Annotated in this window: 14 protein-coding genes; 4 read left to right on the top strand and 10 right to left on the bottom strand. The window is 66.5% G+C overall.

The genetic code is table 11. The annotated features are described in order from the left end of the window. Nucleotides 1-53: 53 nt before the first annotated feature. From C8J45_RS09160 to dapA, 6 genes are all read right to left on the bottom strand, one after another. A complete protein-coding gene (locus C8J45_RS09160) occupies nt 54-2,435 on the bottom strand; it encodes a response regulator (RefSeq protein WP_107963018.1) in 2,382 nt (793 codons plus the stop codon). 338 nt (nt 2,436-2,773) lie between these two features. Further along, nucleotides 2,774-4,819: a M13 family metallopeptidase gene (locus C8J45_RS09155; protein WP_107962920.1), complete on the bottom strand. Its 2,046-nt coding sequence runs from the start codon at nt 4,817-4,819 to the stop codon at nt 2,774-2,776. 120 nt (nt 4,820-4,939) lie between these two features. After that, entirely contained in the window at nt 4,940-7,006 is a 2,067-nt protein-coding gene (locus C8J45_RS09150) for a M13 family metallopeptidase (protein ID WP_107962919.1), read from the bottom strand. A 93-nt stretch (nt 7,007-7,099) separates the two neighbouring features. Next, entirely contained in the window at nt 7,100-7,585 is a 486-nt protein-coding gene (locus C8J45_RS09145; protein WP_107963017.1) for a DUF2062 domain-containing protein, read from the bottom strand. A gap of 78 nt (nt 7,586-7,663) precedes the next feature. Further along, nucleotides 7,664-8,146, bottom strand: a complete 483-nt coding sequence (gene smpB, locus C8J45_RS09140; RefSeq protein ID WP_055879372.1) for an SsrA-binding protein SmpB — start codon at nt 8,144-8,146, stop codon at nt 7,664-7,666. A 159-nt stretch (nt 8,147-8,305) separates the two neighbouring features. Further along, entirely contained in the window at nt 8,306-9,190 is an 885-nt protein-coding gene (gene dapA, locus C8J45_RS09135) for a 4-hydroxy-tetrahydrodipicolinate synthase (protein WP_107963016.1), read from the bottom strand. 102 nt (nt 9,191-9,292) lie between these two features. Here dapA and C8J45_RS09130 point away from each other — a divergent pair, with 102 nt between their 5' ends. The 4 genes from C8J45_RS09130 to C8J45_RS09115 all read left to right on the top strand — a co-directional run bounded on the left by C8J45_RS09130 (nt 9,293) and on the right by C8J45_RS09115 (nt 13,221). Continuing rightward, nucleotides 9,293-11,278 (top strand): transglycosylase SLT domain-containing protein, encoded by a 1,986-nt coding sequence (locus C8J45_RS09130; RefSeq protein WP_374956438.1) that lies wholly within the window; start codon nt 9,293-9,295, stop codon nt 11,276-11,278. Between the two features lie 79 nt (nt 11,279-11,357). Continuing rightward, nucleotides 11,358-11,834 (top strand): transcription elongation factor GreB, encoded by a 477-nt coding sequence (gene greB, locus C8J45_RS09125; RefSeq protein ID WP_107962917.1) that lies wholly within the window; start codon nt 11,358-11,360, stop codon nt 11,832-11,834. A 231-nt stretch (nt 11,835-12,065) separates the two neighbouring features. Next, complete coding sequence (locus tag C8J45_RS09120) at nt 12,066-12,446, top strand: DoxX family protein (protein WP_107962916.1); 381 nt, start codon at nt 12,066-12,068, stop codon at nt 12,444-12,446. Between the two features lie 10 nt (nt 12,447-12,456). Beyond that, complete coding sequence (locus tag C8J45_RS09115) at nt 12,457-13,221, top strand: NYN domain-containing protein (protein ID WP_107962915.1); 765 nt, start codon at nt 12,457-12,459, stop codon at nt 13,219-13,221. A gap of 154 nt (nt 13,222-13,375) precedes the next feature. Here the strand turns inward: C8J45_RS09115 and C8J45_RS09110 are convergent, their stop codons facing one another. The 4 genes from C8J45_RS09110 to C8J45_RS09095 all read right to left on the bottom strand — a co-directional run bounded on the left by C8J45_RS09110 (nt 13,376) and on the right by C8J45_RS09095 (nt 20,376). Further along, nucleotides 13,376-14,884, bottom strand: a complete 1,509-nt coding sequence (locus C8J45_RS09110; protein ID WP_107962914.1) for an MATE family efflux transporter — start codon at nt 14,882-14,884, stop codon at nt 13,376-13,378. Nucleotides 14,885-15,358: 474 nt separating this feature from the next. Continuing rightward, nucleotides 15,359-18,151 (bottom strand): valine--tRNA ligase, encoded by a 2,793-nt coding sequence (locus C8J45_RS09105; protein WP_107962913.1) that lies wholly within the window; start codon nt 18,149-18,151, stop codon nt 15,359-15,361. Nucleotides 18,152-18,217: 66 nt separating this feature from the next. Beyond that, nucleotides 18,218-18,805, bottom strand: coding sequence for a DUF2497 domain-containing protein (locus C8J45_RS09100; protein WP_107963015.1), 588 nt, complete (start codon nt 18,803-18,805; stop codon nt 18,218-18,220). A gap of 35 nt (nt 18,806-18,840) precedes the next feature. Continuing rightward, nucleotides 18,841-20,376, bottom strand: coding sequence for a TolC family outer membrane protein (locus C8J45_RS09095; RefSeq protein ID WP_107962912.1), 1,536 nt, complete (start codon nt 20,374-20,376; stop codon nt 18,841-18,843). Nucleotides 20,377-20,384 lie beyond the last annotated feature (8 nt).

Raw genomic sequence — 20,384 nt, 5'->3', positions numbered from 1 at the left:
CGCATAGTCGGGATTGTTACGACTTGCCAACATCTTGTTCGGGTCAGCCCGGTTTAGGCTCGGCGCGTCGCCAGCACGTCTCGAGCCGCTTCGGCGAGTTCCTGGACCGAGAAGGGTTTCGGCAGGAACGCGACGTTGTCGAGATCGATCGACTTGCGCAGCTGCTCCTCGGCATAGCCCGACATGAACAGGATCGGCAGGTCGGGGAATTTCTCGCGCGCATGCCGCACCATCGTCGGGCCATCCATCTGCGGCATGACGACGTCGCTGATCAGTAGGTCTGGGCGGCCGTGTTTCTCCAGCACTTCCAGCGCGATCTCGCCGTTTTCCGCGGTCAATACCGTGTAGCCCTGCCGCGTGAGCGCGCGCTCGGCGACGGCGCGGACCATGTCCTCGTCCTCGACCAGCAGGATCGTGCCGGTGCCCCACAGGTCGACCGGCTTCGGCGCCGGCTTGATCACCACGGGGCGAGTCGCGGCGGGCGCCGAATGGACGGGCAGATACATCGAGAAGGTCGCGCCCTGCCCCGGCTTGCTGTCGGCAAAGATGTAGCCGCCGGACTGCTTGACGATGCCGTAGACGGTCGAGAGGCCGAGCCCGGTGCCCTTGCCGAATTCCTTGGTGGTGAAGAACGGCTCGAAGATCTTGGGGAGCACGTCGGGCGGGATACCGGTGCCCGTGTCCTGGACGATCAGCGCGGTGTAGTCGGCGACGGGCAGGATGTCGGACGCCATCTCGCGCACTTCGGATGCGGGAACGGCACGCGTCGTGATCGTCAGCACGCCGCCGCCGCGTGCGTTCGCCGAGACGATCGCGTCGCGCGCGTTGACCGCGAGATTGACGACGACTTGCTCGAGCTGACCCGGATCGGCGCGGACGGGGCCGAGATTGCGGCCGTGCGTCATGTCGAGGCGGACGTTCTCGCCCATCAGCCGCTTCAGCAGGTTGGACACCTCCGACACGACGTCGGGGAGCTGGAGGATCTGCGGGCGGAGCGTCTGCTGGCGCGAGAAGGCGAGCAGCTGGCGGGTCAGGCTGGCGGCGCGGTTCGAGTTGGTGCGGACCTGCTGGATGTCGTCGTAATCGCTGTCGCCGGGCGAATGGCGCATCAGCATCAGGTCGCAGTGGCCGATGATCGCGGTCAGGATGTTGTTGAAATCATGCGCGACGCCGCCGGCGAGCTGGCCGACCGCCTGCATCTTGGTGGCCTGCGCGACCTCGCGCTTGAGGCGGCTTTCCTCGCTATTGTCCTTGAGGCTGAGCAGCACGGCGGCGTCGCCGAGCCCGCGCGCGCCGGCGATCGTCAGCGCGACCGGCTCGTCCGGGTGATCCTTGAGGCGGACGGCCATGTCGGCGGAGTGCGTCGCGCCGTTCGCGAACTTGCGGATCGCGTCGGCGACCGCGGCCTTGTCCTCGCGGACGACGAGATCGCCCGGATAGAGCGGCGGTACGACCGAATTGACGCCGGCGGCGCGCAGGAACGAGTCGTTCATCTGCAGGAAGCGACCGTCGCGATCGACGAGTGCCATGCCGAACGGCATCATGCTCACTAGGCTGCGGACGTGCGCGGAGGCGCTTGCGCCGAGCGCGGGGGCGTTCTCCTCATCGTCGAGCAAGGCGACCAGCACGGGCGCGTCGTCGCCGTCGAGGAACGGGATCTGGAGGACGCGGAGCGGCGTGCCTTCGAGGCCTTCGCGTTCGAACCGGACGAGACCGCGGCTGTCGGTAATGAGGAAGCGGGCGAAATCGCGGCCTTCGATCGAGTCGTATTCGTCGCCGCACGCCCGCGCGCGGAGGACACGGTTGGCGGTGCGGACGCGGCCGTCGGGGGAGAGCAACGCGGCCATGATGCCGCTGCCGCCGAGCCGGTCTCCGGTCGGGCCCGTCAGCAGCGCGGCGAGCGTCTCGGCGAGGTCGTGCTCTTGCGCGGTGACGAAGCGCCAGACGAGCATGTCGGCGTCGTCGCCGGCGCGCGCGATCTGCGCGGACAGGCAGACGTTGCGAGCATTGAGGCGGTCGACCTGCGCGGTGCCGTCGCGCCACGCGGAACGGCCGGCGTCGGCGAGTGCAGTGTTGCCGGCTTCGTCGAGCGGGAGGCCGGGGGGCGTCGGGAAGCCTTCGAACAGCGCTTCGTAGGCGTCGTTCGCGCAGACTAGCCGCCCGGCTCGGTCGGTGATCGCGAGCGCGTCGGTGCCGGCTTGGGCGACGGTGCGCGTGAGGTCCCAGTCTACCGGGCGCGGCGCATCCTTGGCGACGGGATTGAGCAGGCGCCAGGCGGTCAGCGCGCCGATGACGATGATGGCGGCGGCGAAGAAACCGGCGGCGGCGATCCAGCTGCCGACGAGCAGGAGCACGATCGCCGCGGCGGCGACGCCCGAGGCTATGGCGACGAATGCCGCGTTGCGGGCGGGGGTGGGTAGAGCGAGCGATGCCATCGGCGACGTCATCCGCTCAAGCGGGGTTGGGCGTCAAGCGATGCGTGTGATGGGGGTGGCGCTAACTCTGATCCCGCCGCTTCTAGAAACGGCACCACCCCGGCGGAGGCCGGGGCCCATTTGGAAAGGTGGTCCTAACGAAGCGCCGTCCATCGTCAGAACCGTCCCCCAATTGGGCCCCGGCCTTCGCCGGGGTGGCCGCTATAATAGCTCGGTCACAATCACATCGCCCCTGCCGTTCCCCCGCGGAGGCGGGGGTCCAGGGTTACGGGTGTTGGTGTTTGTGATTCCTGGGCCCCCCGCCTCCGCGGGGGAACCAGAAGTGTGCGATCCGTCCTTTACCAGATCCGAACGCGCTGCTCCGGCGTCAGGTACAGCTTCTGTCCGGGCGTCGGCTTGTACGCCGCGTACCAAGGGTCGAGGTTGCGGACGACCCACGCGCGCTGCTGCGACGGCGAGTGAGGATCGGTCAGCAAGCGGTTGCGAAGGTTGGCTTCGCGGTAGTTGCGGCGCCACACTTGCGCCCAGCCGAGATAGAAGCGCTGGTCGCCGGTGAAGCCGTCAAGGACGGGCGCGGTCTTGCTGCCAAGCGCGGTGTGGTACGCGTCGTAGGCGACGGTGAGACCAGCGAGATCGGCGATGTTCTCGCCCATCGTGAGCTGGCCCTTCACGTGCATGCCGGGCAGCGGTTCGTAAGCGTCATACTGCGCGCCGAGCTTGCCGGTGAGCGCCTTGAAGCCGGCGATGTCCTTGGGTGTCCACCAGTCGGTGAGCTGGCCCTTGGCGTCATACTTCGAGCCCTGGTCGTCGAAATGATGGCTCAGCTCATGGCCGATCACCGCACCGATGCCGCCGTAATTGACCGCGTCGTCGGCCTTCGGATCGAAGAACGGCGGTTGCAGGATCGCGGCGGGGAAGACGATCTCGACCATGCCGAAATTGGCGTAGGCGTTCACCGTCATCGGCGTCATGCCCCATTCCCAGCGCTGCAACGGCTTGCCGAGCTTGGAGATATTGTCCTGGTGCTGCCATTCGTTCGCGCGCCATTCGTTGCCGAACGCATCGCCCGACGTGATCGTCAGACCGGAGAAATCCTTCCACTGGCTCGGATAGCCGATCTTGGGGGTGAACGCGGCGAGCTTGGCGTGCGCCTTGACCTTGGTCTCGGGCGCCATCCATTCAAGCTTGTCGACCCGGCGGCCCATCGCGGCGAGCACGTTCTTGACCAGCTTGTCGGCTGCGGCCTTGGTCTCGGGCGGGAAATATTGCGCGACGTAGAGCTTGCTGACCTCGTCATCGAGCGCGCCGGAGGTGAACTGGACGCCGCGTTTCCAGCGGGCTTCCTGCTCGGGGGTGCCGCCGAGGACGGTGCCGTAGAACGCGAACTGCTCGGCGTCGAACGCCTTGGGCAGGACGTCCGCATAGCCGTCGAGCGAGCGGAGGATCAGCTGGTCCTTGAGCACGCCGATCGGCGCGGTCGAGACGAGTTTGGCGATGCCGGTGATCGCGGAGGGCTGCGCGACGATGACGGTCGGGACGGGCGTGCCGATTCCCTTGAAGTATGCGGCGAAGTCGAAGCCGGGTGCGCGCTTGGCGAGATCGGCGACGGTCATCTTGTTGTAGGTCTTGGTGGCGTCGCGGCTGTCGACGCGGGTCCAGCTGACCTTGGCGATCTCGGTCTCGAACGCGAGCAACGCGGTGGCGCGGGCCTCGGCATTGGGTTCGCCGGCGAGGGTCAGCATCTTGACGATGTGCGCGCGGTAGGCATTGCGCGCCTCGACGAGCTTCGCGTCGGTGCTGAGGTAATAATCGCGGTCGGGCAGGCCGAGGCCGGACTGGCCTAGCGAGAGCGCGTATTGCTCGGGCAGCTTGTCGTCCTGGCCGACGCCGCCGCCGAACGGGCCGCCGATCCCGGCGCGGTCGGCTTCGGCGAGAAGGGCCGGATAGCCCGCGCGGTCGTTCAGCGCGGCGATCTTGGAGAGCCAAGGCTTGATCGGCGCGAGGCCCTTGCCTTCGATCGTGCCGGTGTCGAGGAACGTCGCGTAGGCGCGGCCGATCTTCGAATTCGGGTCCTTGGCGGCGGTGTCGAGGATGCCGCGGGTGCGCGTCTCGGACAGGTCGGAAAGGAGGTTGAACGAGCCGTAGTTCGACTTGTCGGCGGGGATCGGGGTGTTCTTGGACCAGTTGCCGTTGGCGAAGGTGTAGAAATCGTCGCCGGGCTGGACGGACTTGTGCATGCCCTTCTCGTCGAAGCCGAACGTTCCGTATTGAGCGCCGGTCGGGGCGGCGGGAGTGGGCTTGGGTTCAGAGGTTTGCGAGATAGCGGCGGTGACGCCGGTGATGGCGGTTGCGGCGAGTAGGCCGGCGACGATGAAGGACTTCATGTTTCTCTCCAAACTTCGTCATCCTGACGAAAGTCAGGATCCAGAGCCGGCGGCGTTACCTGCGTGGCTCTGGATCCTGGGTCGAGCCCAGGATGACGGGGCTCTATGGAACGGGGTCAGTTACCAGATGCGGACGCGGTTGGCGGGGGCGAGGTAGCTCTTCTCGTCCGGCTTAGCGCCGAACGCGGCGTACCAGGGGTTGAGGTTGCGGACCGTCAGGACGCGCTGGTGGCCCGGCGAATGCGGATCCGACAGCAACGTCTGCTGGAGCGCGGCGTCGCGGAACTTGCTGCGCCAGACGCCGGCCCAGCCATAGTAGAAGCGCTGGTCGCCGGTGGAGCCGTCGATGATCGGCGCCTGCTTGCCGCCGAGCGACTTGTGGTACGCGTCGTAGGCCACCGTCAGGCCGGCGAGATCGGCGATGTTCTCGCCGAGCGTCAGGCCGCCCTGGATGTGCTGGCCGGGGAGCGGTTCGTACGCGTCGTACTGCTTCACGAGCGCGTCGGTGAACACCTTGAAGCGCGCGACGTCCTGCGGCGTCCACCAGTCGGTGAGCTTGCCGTTGAGGTCGTATTTGCGACCCTGGTCGTCGAAGTGATGGCTGATCTCGTGACCGATCACCGCGCCGATGCCGCCGTAATTGACCGCCGGGTCCGCCTTCGGATCGAAGAACGGCGGCTGGAGGATCGCAGCCGGGAAGACGACCTCGTTCATCGTCGGGTTGGCGTAGGCGTTGATCGTCATCGGCGTCATGAACCACTCAGCCCGATCGATCGGCTGGCCGAGCTTCTTCAGGTCACGATCATATTCGAACGCGTTGGCGCGCGACACGTTACCGATGAGATCGCCGCGCTGGACCTGAAGCGCCGAATAATCGCGCCACTTGTCCGGATAGCCGATCTTTGGGGTGAAGGCGGCGAGCTTGGCGAGCGCCTTGGTCTTGGTTTCCGGCGCCATCCATTCGAGGTTACGCAAACGCTCGCCCATTGCCGCGATGACGTTCTTGACGAGGTCGTCCGCCGCGGCCTTCGACGCGGGCGGGAAATACTTTGCCACGTACTGCTGGCCGATCGCCTCGCCCATCGCGCCCGACACGGTCGAGACGCCGCGCTTCCAGCGGACCTGCTGCTCGGGCGTGCCGGACAGCGTGGTGCCGTAGAAGGCGAAGTTGGTCTTGTCGAAATCGCTCGACAGGTACGGCGCATACGACCGCAGCACCTTCAGCATCGCATAGTCCTGCAGGACGTTGGCGGGCGTGTCGGCGAACACTTTCGCTTCACCCGTCACCGCGCTCGGCTGCGCGACGAGGTAGAACGGACGGCCGGTGACGCCCATCGCGGTCATGTACTGCGCCCAGGGGAAGCCTGGCGCCTTCGCGGCGAAGTCGGCGGCGGTCCATTTGTTATAGGTCTTGTCGGCGTCGCGGCTCTCGATCCGGGTCCAGTGCGCGGTGGCGAGGCCCTTCTCCATATTGAAGACGGCAGCGGCGCGGGTGGCGGCGTTGGGCTCGCCTGCGAGCGTCAGCATGCGCGTGAGATACGCCTGATACGCGGTGCGGATCGTCGCGAGCTTGGCGTCGTCCTTGAGGTAATAGTCGCGATCGGGGAGGCCGATGCCGCTCTGACCGAGGCTGACGACGTAGGTGGTCGGGTCCTTGTCGTCCTGCTGCACGCCGACGCCGACGAGGCCACCGACGCCCATGCGCTGGAGCTTGGCGATCTCGGTAGCGAGCGCGGTCTTGTCCTTGGTCGCCTTGAGCGCGGCGAGCATCGGCTTGACCGGCGTCGCGCCCTTCGCGTTGACCGCGGCCTCGTCCATGAAGCTGGAATAGAAATCGCCGACCTTGTCGCCGGGTGTCTTGGCGGAGACGTCGAGGATCGTGCGGGTGCGTTCGAGCGACAGGTCCTGGAGGACGTGGAACATGCCGTAGGACGAGCGATCGGCGGGGATCGGCGTGGTCTTCACCCAGCCACCGTTCGCGTAATCGAAGAAGTCGGTGCCCGGCGTCACGCTGGTATCACGGCCCGCCATGTCGAAGCCGAAATCGCCGATCTGCGGCTTGTTTGCGTCCTTGGCGGCGACGGGGCCCTTGGCCGCCTTGGCGAGGGTCGGTGACGGGGCACTGGTTTGGGCGAAAGCCGATGCGGCGGACGCGAGCAGGATCACGGTAACAATCGACTTACGCATCAAGAACCTCGGAGAAAGATCTTCAGAATGCGGTGTGTTCTACGCCGATAGGACGGTCCGTCAATTCGGGTAGGTCAATATTAGTGACGATTGTTACGATCCGCGATTGTCATGGCGATTGCGCCACTTGCGCGCGATCCACAATCGCCAGCCGAGCGCACTGAGTGCATAGCCGCCGACCGAACAGACAACGGTAATGACCAGCAGGCCGAGCGCCGTGGCGGGTCCCGCCTGCATCAGCCAGGGGATCCATTCAGTGCGTGCCGCGGCGTCCGCGACGGGCTGGCCGGGGACGTGCGCGTCGAGCCGGAGCAGCGACGAGCCGATCCAATAGGCCGCGATCCACAGCGGCGGCGTGGTCAGCGGGTTGGTGATGAAGGTGGTCAGCGCCGCGGTCGGCACGTTGGCGCGGAACGGCAATGCGAAGATCGCGGCGACCGGCGTCTGCGCGACCGGGATCAGGATGCCCGCGACCATCCCCAGCGCGACGCCGCGCGGGACCGAGCGACGGGTGAAGCGCCAGAGCTCGGGCGCGAGGACGCGGTGCGCGACCGGACGGAGGAGACGGTTGCGCTCCATCGATTCGCGGGTCGGCAAGTTGCGATGCGACCACGCCGCGAGGCGCCCGAAGATACTGCCCGGCGCCTTCGACACAAGCTATCCGCGATCCCGCATGATCCGGCCCTGCTCGCGCTTCCAGTCCTGTTCCTTCACCGAATCGCGCTTGTCGTGGTTCTGCTTGCCCTTGGCGAGCGCCAGTTCGATCTTCGCGCGGCCCTTCGAATTGAAGTAGATCATCAGCGGCACGAGAGTCATGCCCTGGCGCGCGACCGCACCGAACATCTTGTTGATCTCGCGCTCGTGGAGCAGCAGTTTGCGCGGGCGCTTGGGCTCGTGGTTGAAGCGGTTGCCGTGGCTGAATTCGGGGATGTTCGAATTTACCAGAACGACGTTCTTGCCCTTCACCTCGGCATAGGCCTCAGCGATCGAGCCTTCGCCGCCGCGCAGCGCCTTCACCTCAGTGCCGGTGAGCGCGATGCCCGCCTCGAACACCTGCTCGATGTAATAGTCGTACCGCGCGCGCCGGTTCTCGGCGACGATCTTGGTCTTCTCGAAGGTCGGGGGTTTGGGACGTGCCATGGGACGCGCGATGTAGGAGGTCGAAGGGCTTAGGGGAAGCGGTGGGGTGCTATTCGCGCAAACAAACGCCGTTCTCCTGCGAACGCAGGAGCCCAGGGTTACACGCGGCGGTCTTCGCGATCCTGGGCTCCTGCTTTCGCAGGAGAACACGCAGGGGGTTCAGGCCAGACCGGCGTGCGCCAAGGCAGCGTCGACCGCAGCGCGCGACGCATCGCCCGCAGGGGTCATCGGCAAACGGAGCGTCTCCGGGAAGCCAGCCCGCACCTTCGTCATCGCGTACTTCACCGGACCCGGCGAAGCATCGGTGAACAGCGCTTCGTGCAACGGATAGAGCCGATCCTGATACGCCAGCGCCTTGACGAAATCGCCGGCCTGGCACGCCGCCTGGAACTCCGCGCACAGCTTCGGCGCGACGTTGGCGCTTACCGAAATGCAGCCGGTGCCGCCCATGACGTTGAACGCCAGCGCCATATCGTCGTTGCCCGACAATTGGCAAAAATCCGGACCGCACGACGCGCGATGCTGTGAGACGCGGGCGAGCACGCCGCTGGCATCCTTCACGCCGACGAACACGTCCGGGAACGCCGCGACGATCCGCGCGAGCGTCGCCGGCTGGATATCGGTCACCGTGCGCGCGGGGACGTTGTAGAGGATGATCGGCAGCGGGGTCGACGTCGCGAGTGCCTCGAAATGGCGGAAGATACCCTCCTGCCCCGGCCGGTTGTAATAGGGCGGCACCATCAGCGCGGCGTCCGCACCGGCGTCCTTCGCGGCACACAGATTGGCGGAGGCGACGCGCGTATCGTTCGAGCCTGCACCCGCGATCACGGGGACGCGGCCCTTCGCCTGGTCTACGCAGACGCGGACGACGTGGAAATGCTCGTCGTACGACAGGGTCGCCGCTTCGCCGGTCGTCCCGCACGCGACAAGCCCCGACGAGCCCTCGACGATCTGCCATTCGATGAAATCGCGATAGGCGGGTTCGTCGAAGCTGCCGTCGGCGGCAAACGGCGTGACGAGCGCCGGAATAGATCCTGAAAACATGCGGTGGCCTGCGGTCCTGTTGCGCCGGATGTCTTGCAAAATCCGGATTTCGTTCAGGACAGATACGGGTTCGGAGCGTATGCTGTCCACATGGTAGCATCGATGTTTAAAACGAGCCTTCTCCTTGCAGTCGTGGCGGGGACGGTCGCCGCGTCGGGGGGCGGGCAGCAGACGCTAAATCGCTACAGCACGCAGCTGGCCAACATGGGCCCCAATGCGCAGCCGATGGCGGCGGATGGCGCGATTGCCTCGACCATCGCGCAGTGGCGGGCGTTGCAGCAGACCGATGCGCTGCCGTTCGACAGCTATGCGGGCTTCCTGATGGCGCATCCGGGCTGGCCTAACGAGACGGCCAACCGGCGTGCGGCGGAGCGCAAGGCTTCCATGGGCTCGCCGACGAGCGTCGTCGCGTTTTTCCGTCGTTACCCGCCGCAGTCCGCGTCGGGCGGTGTTGCCTATGCACGGGCTTTGCAGGCGACCGGCGCGCGCGATCAGGCTTATGCGGCGGTGCGGACGGCGTGGCGGAGCAGCGGCTTGACGCCGACCGACGAGGCGATGGTGCTGTCGGGCTTCCCCGGTGCGCTGACGCCGGACGATCAGGATGCGCGGATGGATGCGCTGTTGTGGGCGGGCCAGACCGGCCCGGCGCAGCGGCAACTGGTGTGGACGAGCCCGGCGCGGCGGCCGATCTTCGCGGCGCGGCTCGCGTTCCGGACGAATGCGCCGAACGCGTCGGATATCTCGGCCTCGACGCAGACGCTGTATGCGAACGACGCGGGCTATGTGGCGGACCGGGCGCAATGGTTGCGCAATTCGGGGGCGAGCCCGTCGGCGCGCGCGTGGCTGGCGCGGCCTCGGTCGCTGGTGACGCGGCCGGGTAATGCCGCCGAGTGGTACGAGGTGCTCGTCACCAACGCGAACGGCGCGGCGAACGACGGGCAGTACCAAGTCGCCTACGACATCGCGCGGCAGATCGACGATGCGTATCCGTTTGGCGCGGACATCGCAGCGAAATCCTATGCCGAGCGCGACGAATATACCAACCTCGCCTGGCTCGGCGGACGCGTGGCGATGAAGCAGCTCGGGCGGCCGGCGGACGCGATGACGCTGTTCGACCGGTACGCGCGCGGTTCGCGCTCGCCTCAGGTGCGGTCGAAGGGCTATTATTGGGCGGGCCGTGCGGCGGAGGCGGCCGGGTTGGCACCTCAGGCGGCGGCGTTCTACGGCCAGGCGGCGGGCTACCGCGATCAATATTACGGGCAGCTGGCGAACGAGCGCACCGGGCGCGCGTTGGTCGCGCCGCCGTCGGTCGCCTCGATCGTCGTGGATCCATCAGTGCGCGCGGCGTTCGATCGGCGCGAGACGGTGCGGGCGGTCAAGTTCCTCGGTCAGATCGGCGACTGGCAGGACCAGACCGCGTTCGTCCGCCAGATCGCGGCGGACGCTTCGACCGACACCGATCATTTGCTCGCCGCCGAGCTTTCGAAGAGCATCAACCGGCCGGACCTCGGCGTGATGGTCGGGCGGAGTGCGCTGGCGAACGGCCTCAGCGATTATTCCGCGGTCGGCTTTCCGATGGTCGCGGTGCCGGCGGGGTACGAGGATAACTGGACGATCATTCACGCGATCTCGCGGCAGGAGAGCCAGTTCGATCGTGCCGCGGTGAGCCACGCCGGCGCGCGCGGGCTGATGCAGCTGATGCCGGCGACCGCGCGCGAGCAGTCGGGCAAGATCGGCCTCGCGTATAACCAGGCGGCGCTGACGACCGATCCGAACATGTCGATCATGCTGGGGTCGAGCTATTTCCAGCGGGTCTACGCCAATTACGGCAGTTATCCGCTGGCGGTGGCAGCGTATAATGCGGGCGGCGGCAACGTGAACAAATGGCTCCGCGCGAACGGCGATCCGCGGACCGGGGCCGTGGACATGGTCGATTGGGTCGAGGCGATCCCGTACCAGGAGACGCGTAACTATGTGCAGCGCGTGCTGGAAAATGCGGTGGTGTACGATTTGATGAACCCCGCGCGGGCGAAGAGCCGGGGGGCGGCGCGGTTGTCGTGGTATCTGGGGAAGAACCGGCCGGGTTAATTACCTGAGATTGTTCTCCCGCGAAGGCGGGAGTCCAGACTGGGCTCCGCCTTCGCGGGAGAACATGGTAGGGACGCGCATGGATCGCCCGAACTACATAACCCCTACCGGCTACGCCGTACTCCGCACCGAATACGAGCAACTCCTGTCGACCGAGCGCCCCGCCTTGGTCGAAGTCATCTCTTGGGCGGCGGGCAACGGCGACCGGTCCGAGAACGGCGACTATATCTACGGCCGCAAACGGCTGCGCGAGATCGACCGGCGGCTCGGCTGGCTGTCGAAGCGGATGAAGGCAGCGAAGGTGGTCGATCCGGCGGCGCAGGAAGACCGCTCGCGCGTGTGGTTCGGTGCGTGCGTGACGGTTGCCGACGAGAATGACGTCGAGCGGGTCCTGACCTTGGTCGGCGACGACGAGACCGACGCGAGCAATGGGCGGATCGGCTGGAACTCACCGTTCGCACGCGCCTTGCGCGGTGCCGCGATCGGCGATGTGCGCCGCGTGGACCTGCCGGCAGGCGAGCGCGAATATGAGGTAACGTCGATCGAGTATCCGTAATTTACGATCCTCCCCTGCCAGGGGGAGGTGGCTGGCGCTTGCCAGACGGACGGGGAGGTAAGGGAAAACCGCTGTTCCGTGTCCTCCCCCTCCGTCGCCTGCGGTGCCACCTCCCCCTGGCGGGGGAGGATCGTGAGTTGCCTGCGAACGATCCGTTTCGATTTACACGAATTGACCTCGCCCCGCGCCCGTGTGACGTTTCGCCCACGCAACGACACTCGAGGAACCTCCATGCCGATACCCGCCACCTGGTCCAGCCGCCTGCTCAGCGTCATGCGCATCGTCGTCGCGCTGGTGTTCTTCAGCCACGGCATCTCGAAATTCTTCGGCCTGCCCCCCTTCCCGATGCCGATGAACCCGCTGCTGACGGTCGCGGGCGCGCTCGAAGTCGTTGGCGGCGGCCTGCTGATCATCGGCCTGTTCACGCGACCGGTGGCGTTCGTGCTGTCGGGTATGTCCGCGGTCGCGTATTTCATGGCGCACATGCCGAAGGGCCCCTTCCCGATCGCCAATGGCGGCGAGGCGGCGGTGCTCTACTGCTTCGTGTTCCTGTACCTCGCCGCCGCCGGTGGCGGTGTGTGGAGCGTGGACGCGGCGCGCGCGCGGGGCTAACCTTGCGCGCATGATCGATACCACAACGCGCAACGTCGCCCTCCTGATCGACGCGGACAATGCGTCCGCGGCGACCCTCGACCCGGTGCTGACCGTCCTTGCCGAGCTCGGCACGGTCAACGTCCGACGGGTCTATGGCAACTGGTCGAAGCCCGCGCTGAAGGCGTGGAGCGACATGTCGATCAAGCACGGCATCGAGCCGCAGCAGCAGTTCGACCTGACCAAGGGCAAGAACGCGACCGACATGAAGATGACGATCGACGCGATGGACCTTCTGTTTCGCGGTCGCATCGACGGCTTCGGGATCATGTCGTCGGATAGCGACTTCATGCCGCTCGCAACGCGCATCCGCCAGGACGGGATACCGGTGTATGGCTTCGGCACTAGCCGCACGCCGGAGGGATTCCGTCAGGCTTGCACGCGGTTCATCGACGTCGGCGCGCTGAACGAGACGTCGCAGCCAATGCAGGTGCCCACTCCTGCTCCGGTGGCTGGCGAGAAGCCGGCCGCGCCCGCGCCGGTCGCGCGGCCGAAGACCGCGCAGCCGATCGACGAGCAGGTGATCAAGCTGCTGATCGACGCGTACAATGCGGTGAAGCGCGACGAGAAGGGGTATGCGAGCGTCGCCGAACTCGGCCAGCTTGCGGGTAACCGGTCGAGCTTCGACGCGCGGAACTATGGGTTCAACCGGCTATCGGACCTGATCGAGACGATCCCGAACTTCCAGCATGAGCGCCGGGAAGGTGGCCGGTCATTCGTGAAGCGGCTGCGGTAGGCCCCGTCGACAACTACCATTGCGTGCGTGCACCACCGCGGCGAAGGCCGGGGCCCGATTGGAAAGGTCGTAGTAACGAAGCGCTGGCCTCTGTCACCGTCGTTCCCCAATTGGCCCCCGGCCTTCGCCGGGGTGGTAGTTTAGGTCGACCGCCTTAACCGGTCGGCTGCAACCGCCCGCCTGGCTCGCTCATGCCGTGCGCTTGTTCCTCGCTGTCGTCGGGCACTACCAGCGCGCCCTTGCGCCAGTTCCCATAGCGATAATACCACGCGGCAATCGCCAGCGTTGCAAGCGACCCGAGCGGAAAACTCCACCACAGCGCATCCGCGCCGAGCCACGGTTTCGCTAGCAATGCAAATCCGATCCGCACCGGATACAGCGCGACGATCAACGCGATAAGCGGCGCGATCACCGCGCCGTTCGCGCGGACGGTCGAGAACAGCACCATTGTCATCCCGAACAGGATGAAGTTCCAGCTCGCGATCAGCTGGATATGCCGCGCGATCGGTATCGCCGGACTGTCGCTGCCGATGAACAACGTCATCACCGGGCGGTCGAACAGAATGACGACCCCGACCATCGCCCCGGTCAGCGCGACGTTGAAGAGTAGGCCGTACTTTGTGATGTCGCCGACCCGGTCCCAGCGCCCCGCACCGATATTCTGCGCCGCCATCGAACTGACCGCCGCGCCGATCGCCAGCGCGGGCATCTGGATATAGGTCCAGAGTTGCTGCGACACGGCATAGGCCGCCGCGGTATCGACTCCGAGCCGGTTGACCAACCCGACCATCGCGAGGCCAGCGGTCGACATGACGAGCATCTGCGCGCCCATCGGCAGGCCTTTGCGCACGATGATACCGGTCAGCGCACGCTCCGGGATCAGGTAGCGGAACTCACTCCCCAGAAGACGGATCGGCAGGTCACGGCGGTAGATATAGGCGACCAGACCGAACAGCGCGATATGACCGGCGATCAGCGATGCGGTGGCCGAGCCCGCGATCCCCATCCGCGGGAACGGGCCGATCCCAGCGATGAACAGCGGGTTGAGCGCGCTGTCGAGCACCGCGCTGAGCAGCATGAACCAGAGCGGCGTCATCGAGTCGCCGGTCCCGCGCAGACCCATCATCAGCAGGATCATCAACATCGACGCAGGCAATCCGAGAAAGATCACGCGCAGATAGGCGAGCGCGAGTGGCATCGCGTCGCCGGGGGTGGCGAGTAGGTGAAGGATCTCGGGCGCGAACACCCAGCCGAGCGCGGCGATGAGGATCGCACCGCCGAGCACGAGACCGACCGCGGAGCCGAACGCGCGGCGCGCGCCTTCGAGGTCGTGGCGGCCGAAGCTCTGGCCGACGAGGATCGTCGCCGCCATGCCGAACCCGAATACCGCGCCGAAGGTGAGGAACATGATGATGTTGGCGTTCGACGTCGCGGCGAGTGCGCCCTCGCCGAGGTAGCGGCCGACCCAGATCGCGTTGATCGAGCCGTTGAGCGACTGGAGGATGTTCGAGCCGAGCGTTGGGAGCGCGAACGCTAGGAGCGTGCGGCCGATGTGTCCGGCGGTGAGATCGCGTTGGCCGGGTTTGCCGCGGGGGCGGTCGGGACTAGGGCTAGGTTCGCGGGAAACGGTGGTCGTCTCGACGTCAGATGAAAGGTCGCTCACACAGTCTCTCCGTCAGGCCGAACTTCGCCCGGCATGCACCGGCGAACGGGCAGGCGCCCTATCATGTCGATGGCCTAACCGCGGAGTGAACTCCGGAACAAGCCGGTAGGTCCCGTGCGCGCACCCAGCGCCTTGTTTCCCCGCGAAGGCGGGGACCCAGACTGGGCTCCTGCCTTCGCGGGAGAACAAGATGGCGGTCGGATACTCTGCACGGCAGAGCCACCCCGCCCCGAACCGTCACCTCAGCAAAAGCTGGGGTATCCCCGTTGTTGGGTGGCCGGTGTGGTTACTTACTGGCATACCCCAGCTTTCGCTGGGGTGACGGGCGTTTGGTTTGAGTCAGACGGCGGTACGGCGCACATTCCCCTCCCGCTTGCGGGAGGGGTCAGGGGAGGGCGCGACGTACGTACCGGCGTCCGGCCTCTTGGAGCACGCCCCTCCCCCAGCCCCTCCCGCAAGCGGGAGGGGAGCAGGTTAACCCAGGCGTCCGAGTGCTGCCTGCAACCGCGTAGCTTCGGCAGCCTTGTCAGCGTGGTCGGCCTTGGCCTTCTCGACCGCTTCGGGCTTGGCGCGTTCGACGAAGCTGGCGTTGCCCAAGCGGGCCGACAGTGCGTCGCGCTCCTTTTCCGCCGCCGCGATCGCCTTGGTCAGGCGGGCGCGTTCGGAGTCGAGGTCGATGACGCCTTCCAAAGGCAGGACGAACGTTGCTTCGTCGACCACGACCTGTGCCGCGCCGCCGGTGGCTTCGCCGTCGGCATGCTTGACGCGGGCCAGACGTGCGAGCGCGGGCGCCTGGCGTTCGAGCCGCGCGAGCGTCGTCTCATTCGCATCGCGGACGTGGAGCGGCAGGCGCGCGCCTGGCGGAACGTTCAGTTCATTCCGCGCGGTACGGATTTCCTGCACCAAGCGGATCAGCCAGTCGACTTCCTTGCTCGCCTCGGGATCGAGCGCGCGCGCGTCCGCCATTGGCCATTTCGCGACGATCAGGTCGTGATCGCGCGGGCCCATGGCGTGCCAGAGTTCCTCGGTGATGAACGGCATGAACGGGTGCAGCAGGACCAGAATCTGGTCGAGCACCCAGCCCGCAACAAGCTTCGATTCGTTGTCGATGACGCCGCGCTCGTCGCCGACCATCTGCGGCTTGATCAGTTCGAGATACCAGTCGCAGAAGCGGCTCCACGCGAACTGGTAGATCGCGTTGGCGGCGCCGTCGAAGCGGTAGTCGGCGAGCGCGAGGTCGACTGTCTGGACGGTCGCGATCGTCTCGGCGATGATCCACTTGTTGACGGCCAGTTCCGCGCGCGGTGCCTCAAGGGTGGTGCTGGCGACGATGCCGTTGGCTTGTGCGAATCGGGCTGCGTTCCACAGCTTGGTGGCGAAGTTGCGATAGCCCTCGACGCGCTTCTCATCCATCTTGATGTCGCGCCCCTGGCTCTCCATCGCCGCCATGAAGAAGCGCAGCGCGTCGGCGCCGTAGGTGTCGATCAGCCCGAGCGGGTTGACGACGTTGCCCTTCGACTTCGACATCTTCGCGCCGTCCGCCGCGCGGACGAGGCCGTGGAGGTAGAGCGTGCGGAACGGCACGTCCTTCATGAAGTGCAGCCCCTGCATCATCATCCGCGCGTTCCAGAAGAACAGGATGTCGAAGCCGGAGATGAGGACGTCGTTCGGGTAGCGCCCGCCTAACTGCTTCTGCTCCCTCTCCCCTGCGGGGAGAGGGTCGGGGTGAGGGGTTGTACCGGGCGCCGCGCTGCTTGGCTGCCCCTCACCCTGGCCCTCTCCCCGGAGGGGAGAGGGAACGGCACCTTCCTCAGGCCAACCGAGCGTGGCGAAGGGCCAGAGAGCGGAGGAGAACCAGGTGTCGAGCACGTCGGGATCGCGCGTAAGGCTCACGCCCTCGCCTGCTAAGGCCTGCGCTTCCGCCTCGGTCTCAGCCACGTACGGCGTACCATCCGGCCCGAACCACGCCGGAATCTGGTGCCCCCACCACAGCTGCCGCGACACGCACCAGGGCTGGATGTTCTCCATCCAGTTAAAGAACGTCTTCTCCCACGTCTTCGGAACGATATCGATCGCCCCCGTTTGCACCGCCTCGATCGCCGGCTGGGCGAGCGTCTTCGCGTCGACATACCATTGGTCGGTCAGCCACGGCTCAATCACCACGCCCGAGCGGTCGCCATACGGGGTCTGAATCGTGCGCGGCTCGGCGTCGTGTTCTTCGCCGTCCTTGTCGACATGCGCGATCAGGAAGCCTTCGTCCTTCAGCCGCGCGACGACGGCCTTGCGTGCCTCGGCGGTCGTGAGACCGAGCAGCTCTTCGGGGATCAGCCCGTCGGACACCTGGACGACGCGCGCCTTCGCATCGAGCATGTTGAGCATCGACCCAGCGGCCATCCCCGCGCGCTTGCCGACCTCGAAATCGTTGAAGTCGTGGCCCGGCGTGATCTTCACCGCGCCAGAACCGAGTTCCGGATCGGCATGGTCGTCGGCGATGATCGGGATCAGCCGGCCGGTGATCGGCAGCTTGACCTGCTTGCCGATCAGCGCGGTGTAGCGCTCGTCCGACGCGTTCACCGCCACCGCCATGTCGGCGAGCATCGTTTCGGGCCGCGTGGTCGCGACTTCGATGAAGCCCGATCCGTCTTCGAGCGGATAGCGCAGATGCCAGAAGCTGCCCTTGATCTCGCGCGTCTCAACCTCGAGGTCGCTGATCGCGGTGCCGAGGCCCGGATCCCAGTTCACCAGGCGCTTGTCGCGGTACAGCAGGCCCTGCTTGTGCAGGTCGACGAACACTTTCAGGACGGCCTTCGAAAAGCCCTCGTCCATCGTGAAGCGCTCGTTCGCCCAGTCCATCGAGCAGCCGAGCCGACGGAGCTGCTGCGTGATCTCGCCGCCGCTCTCTTCCTTCCACGTCCAGACCTTCGCGACGAACTCCTCGCGCGTCATGTCCGTACGCTTCTGCGGCGGGCTTAGCGCGCCCATCTGGCGCTCGACCACCATCTGCGTCGCGATGCCCGCGTGATCGGTGCCGACCACCCACAATGCATCCTTGCCCTTCAGCCGCGCGTGACGCGTGAGGATGTCCTGCAGCGTGTTGTCGAGCGCGTGGCCGATGTGCAGCGAACCCGTGACGTTGGGCGGCGGGTTGACGATCGTCCACGGTTCGGCGTTCGGACGGTCGGGACGGAACTGGCCGCTCACCTCCCAATGCGCATACCAGCGCGATTCGATGGAGGCCGGGTCGAAGGTTTTGGGAAGCTCGCTCATGCGCCGAGCCTTAGCGAGCGCGGCGCGAGGAAACCAGCCTCGCGTCCGTGCCCGTCACTTCAGAGCCTAGGGCTGCTGGTTCATGATCTTGGCGATCTCACGCGAGACCATGTCCTCGACCATGTTGGGAAGGTTCGCATCGACCCACTCGCGCAGGATCGGGCGGAGCATCTCGCGGACCAGCCCTTCGAGCGTACCGTCGCTGGTCGCATCGGGGGTTGCTTCGGGTTTTACCATCATGCGCGTCAACGCTTCGAGCGGCGCGCGCGTTGCAGCGGCCGTTTCACGAGACACGATCGGACGCTCGGCTGGCGCTTCGGCAGCCGGCTGCGGGGTCGGCTGTGCCCGTTGCGGCTGAGGTGCGGCCTGGCGAGGCTCGGGTGCGGCATCGACGGAGGACAGCACGGGCGATTTCGGCGTGCGGGGGGTACGATCGGCCATCGGCATCGGGTCGCTCAATTCGAGGATCTCGTCTTCGTCCATCTCGCCGTCCAGATCATGCGGATCCAGATAGGCGGGTTCGCGATCGACCGCCGACTGCATGGCGCGCGACGGGCGGCGCGACCGACCCGGCACGTCGCCTTCCTCGGCGATGATGCGTTTGATCGACGAGAGGATTTCCTCCATCGACGGCTCGCCGTTCACGTCCCCCATCCGGACCATCCCAAACCCCGTAGCCGCACGCGTCCCTATTGACGGCTCGGCGCGTCCATACCTTTGGTTAAGGTGGGGTTCCTGTCAACCGGCGTATCGAGCAACGGGTCGCGTTGCGGCGCGACGCTGGCGTCCTGCGCAGGCGACTGCGCGGTGCGGGTACCGACCGGGAGGGGCTCGCCATCGCCGCCGAAATCCCAGGTCTTGTGATGGACGCGCTGATAATTCGCGACCGGATCGTACAGCACGCCGCCATCGAGCCCAAGGTCGCGCGCCTCGGCCTGCCCCATCGCGGCCAGCAGCGCGAACCCGGCAACGTACGCATCGCGCCGCGCGGTGACGAGCGTCACCTGGCTGTTGAGCAATTCCTGCTCGGCGTTGAGGATGTCGAGGATCGTGCGCGTGCCGACGCTGTTCTCGGCACGCACGCCTTCGAGGCTCAGCTTGTTGGCGTTGACCGCGGTTTCCGACGACTGGATCACCTGCTCAGACGAGCGCCAGACGGCAAAGGCGGAGCGCGCCTGCGCGATGACGTTGCGCTCGGTCGCGGTGACGTTCTCGATCGCGCGCGCCTGGAACGCTTCGGCCTGGCGAACCTGTGCCGCGGGGCGCCCGCCCTGGAACAGCGGCAACGTCAGCGACAATCCGGCCTGCACCGCCTTGTTCGCGTTGGGCGTGCTGCCCGCGCCGATGCCGCCACCGCTCTGCGGAATCGAATTCAGATAATTGGTATAACCGGCGCCGCCGACTGCGCTGATCTGCGGCAGGCGGCTCGCGCGGGCAACGCCAACATCATAGCGCGTCGCGTCGCGCTCCTTCGCCGCCGCGATCAGCACGGGATTATTCTCGATCGCAACGGTTACGGCCGACGCAGGGCTGTCGGGCAGATGCGGCAATGTCGGCGGCGCCTCGAGAACGCCTGGAGGGCTTCCGACCAGCTGGATGTAGCTCTCGCGGCTGGTGATCAGCTGCGCCTGCGCCGACTGGAGCTGCGCGCGGGCGAGCGCCAGACGCGCATCGGACTGTGCGACATCGGTCCGCGTCAGGTCGCCGACCTGGAACCGGTCGCGGCTTGCCTGAAGATTGATGTCGAGCACTCGGACATTCTGCGTGTTGAGGCCGACGATCGCCTCGTCGCGGATGACGTCCATGTACGCGGCGACGACGTTGGTGAACACGTCGGCCTCGGTGCTGCGCAGCGTCGCACGCCCACCCTCGACGCGGGTCTTGGCCGCGGCCACCGAATTCCGCACCTGGCCGCCAAGGTACAGCGGCACGGATACGTTCGCCCGCGCCACGCCCTGCCGCTGCGGCGCCAGGAAGTTGTTCGCCGCGTTGACGACGAACTCGGTATAGTCGCCCGTCACATTGGCCGATGGCAGACCGGCCGCGCGGGCGATCGGGACGTTCTCGTCCGTCGCCCGCAGCGTCGCGCGCTGGCCGGTCAGCGTCGGGTTCGTGTTATAGGCCTTGGCCAGCGCCTCGCGGAGCGTCTCCGCCTGCGCTGGTGCACCGATATACACCAGCGCAACACTCAAAAGCAAAGGACGGAAGCGAGTGGTGCGCGGCATGATGTGGC

Source organism: Sphingomonas sp. PP-CE-3G-477, from assembly GCF_003050745.1.
GTDB lineage: Bacteria > Pseudomonadota > Alphaproteobacteria > Sphingomonadales > Sphingomonadaceae > Sphingomonas.
This window is presented reverse-complemented; position numbering and strand designations above follow the sequence as displayed.

Bases quoted from the DNA above. Each gene is read 5' to 3' on its own strand.
- C8J45_RS09160 (WP_107963018.1), bottom strand. From the start codon at position 2,435: ATGGCATCGCTCGCTCTACCCACCCCCGCCCGCAACGCGGCATTCGTC.
- C8J45_RS09155 (WP_107962920.1), bottom strand. From the start codon at position 4,819: ATGAAGTCCTTCATCGTCGCCGGCCTACTCGCCGCAACCGCCATCACC.
- C8J45_RS09150 (WP_107962919.1), bottom strand. From the start codon at position 7,006: ATGCGTAAGTCGATTGTTACCGTGATCCTGCTCGCGTCCGCCGCATCG.
- C8J45_RS09145 (WP_107963017.1), bottom strand. From the start codon at position 7,585: ATGGAGCGCAACCGTCTCCTCCGTCCGGTCGCGCACCGCGTCCTCGCG.
- smpB (WP_055879372.1), bottom strand. From the start codon at position 8,146: ATGGCACGTCCCAAACCCCCGACCTTCGAGAAGACCAAGATCGTCGCC.
- dapA (WP_107963016.1), bottom strand. From the start codon at position 9,190: ATGTTTTCAGGATCTATTCCGGCGCTCGTCACGCCGTTTGCCGCCGAC.
- C8J45_RS09130 (WP_374956438.1), top strand. From the start codon at position 9,293: ATGTTTAAAACGAGCCTTCTCCTTGCAGTCGTGGCGGGGACGGTCGCC.
- greB (WP_107962917.1), top strand. From the start codon at position 11,358: ATGGATCGCCCGAACTACATAACCCCTACCGGCTACGCCGTACTCCGC.
- C8J45_RS09120 (WP_107962916.1), top strand. From the start codon at position 12,066: ATGCCGATACCCGCCACCTGGTCCAGCCGCCTGCTCAGCGTCATGCGC.
- C8J45_RS09115 (WP_107962915.1), top strand. From the start codon at position 12,457: ATGATCGATACCACAACGCGCAACGTCGCCCTCCTGATCGACGCGGAC.
- C8J45_RS09105 (WP_107962913.1), bottom strand. From the start codon at position 18,151: ATGAGCGAGCTTCCCAAAACCTTCGACCCGGCCTCCATCGAATCGCGC.
- C8J45_RS09100 (WP_107963015.1), bottom strand. From the start codon at position 18,805: ATGGGGGACGTGAACGGCGAGCCGTCGATGGAGGAAATCCTCTCGTCG.
- C8J45_RS09095 (WP_107962912.1), bottom strand. From the start codon at position 20,376: ATGCCGCGCACCACTCGCTTCCGTCCTTTGCTTTTGAGTGTTGCGCTG.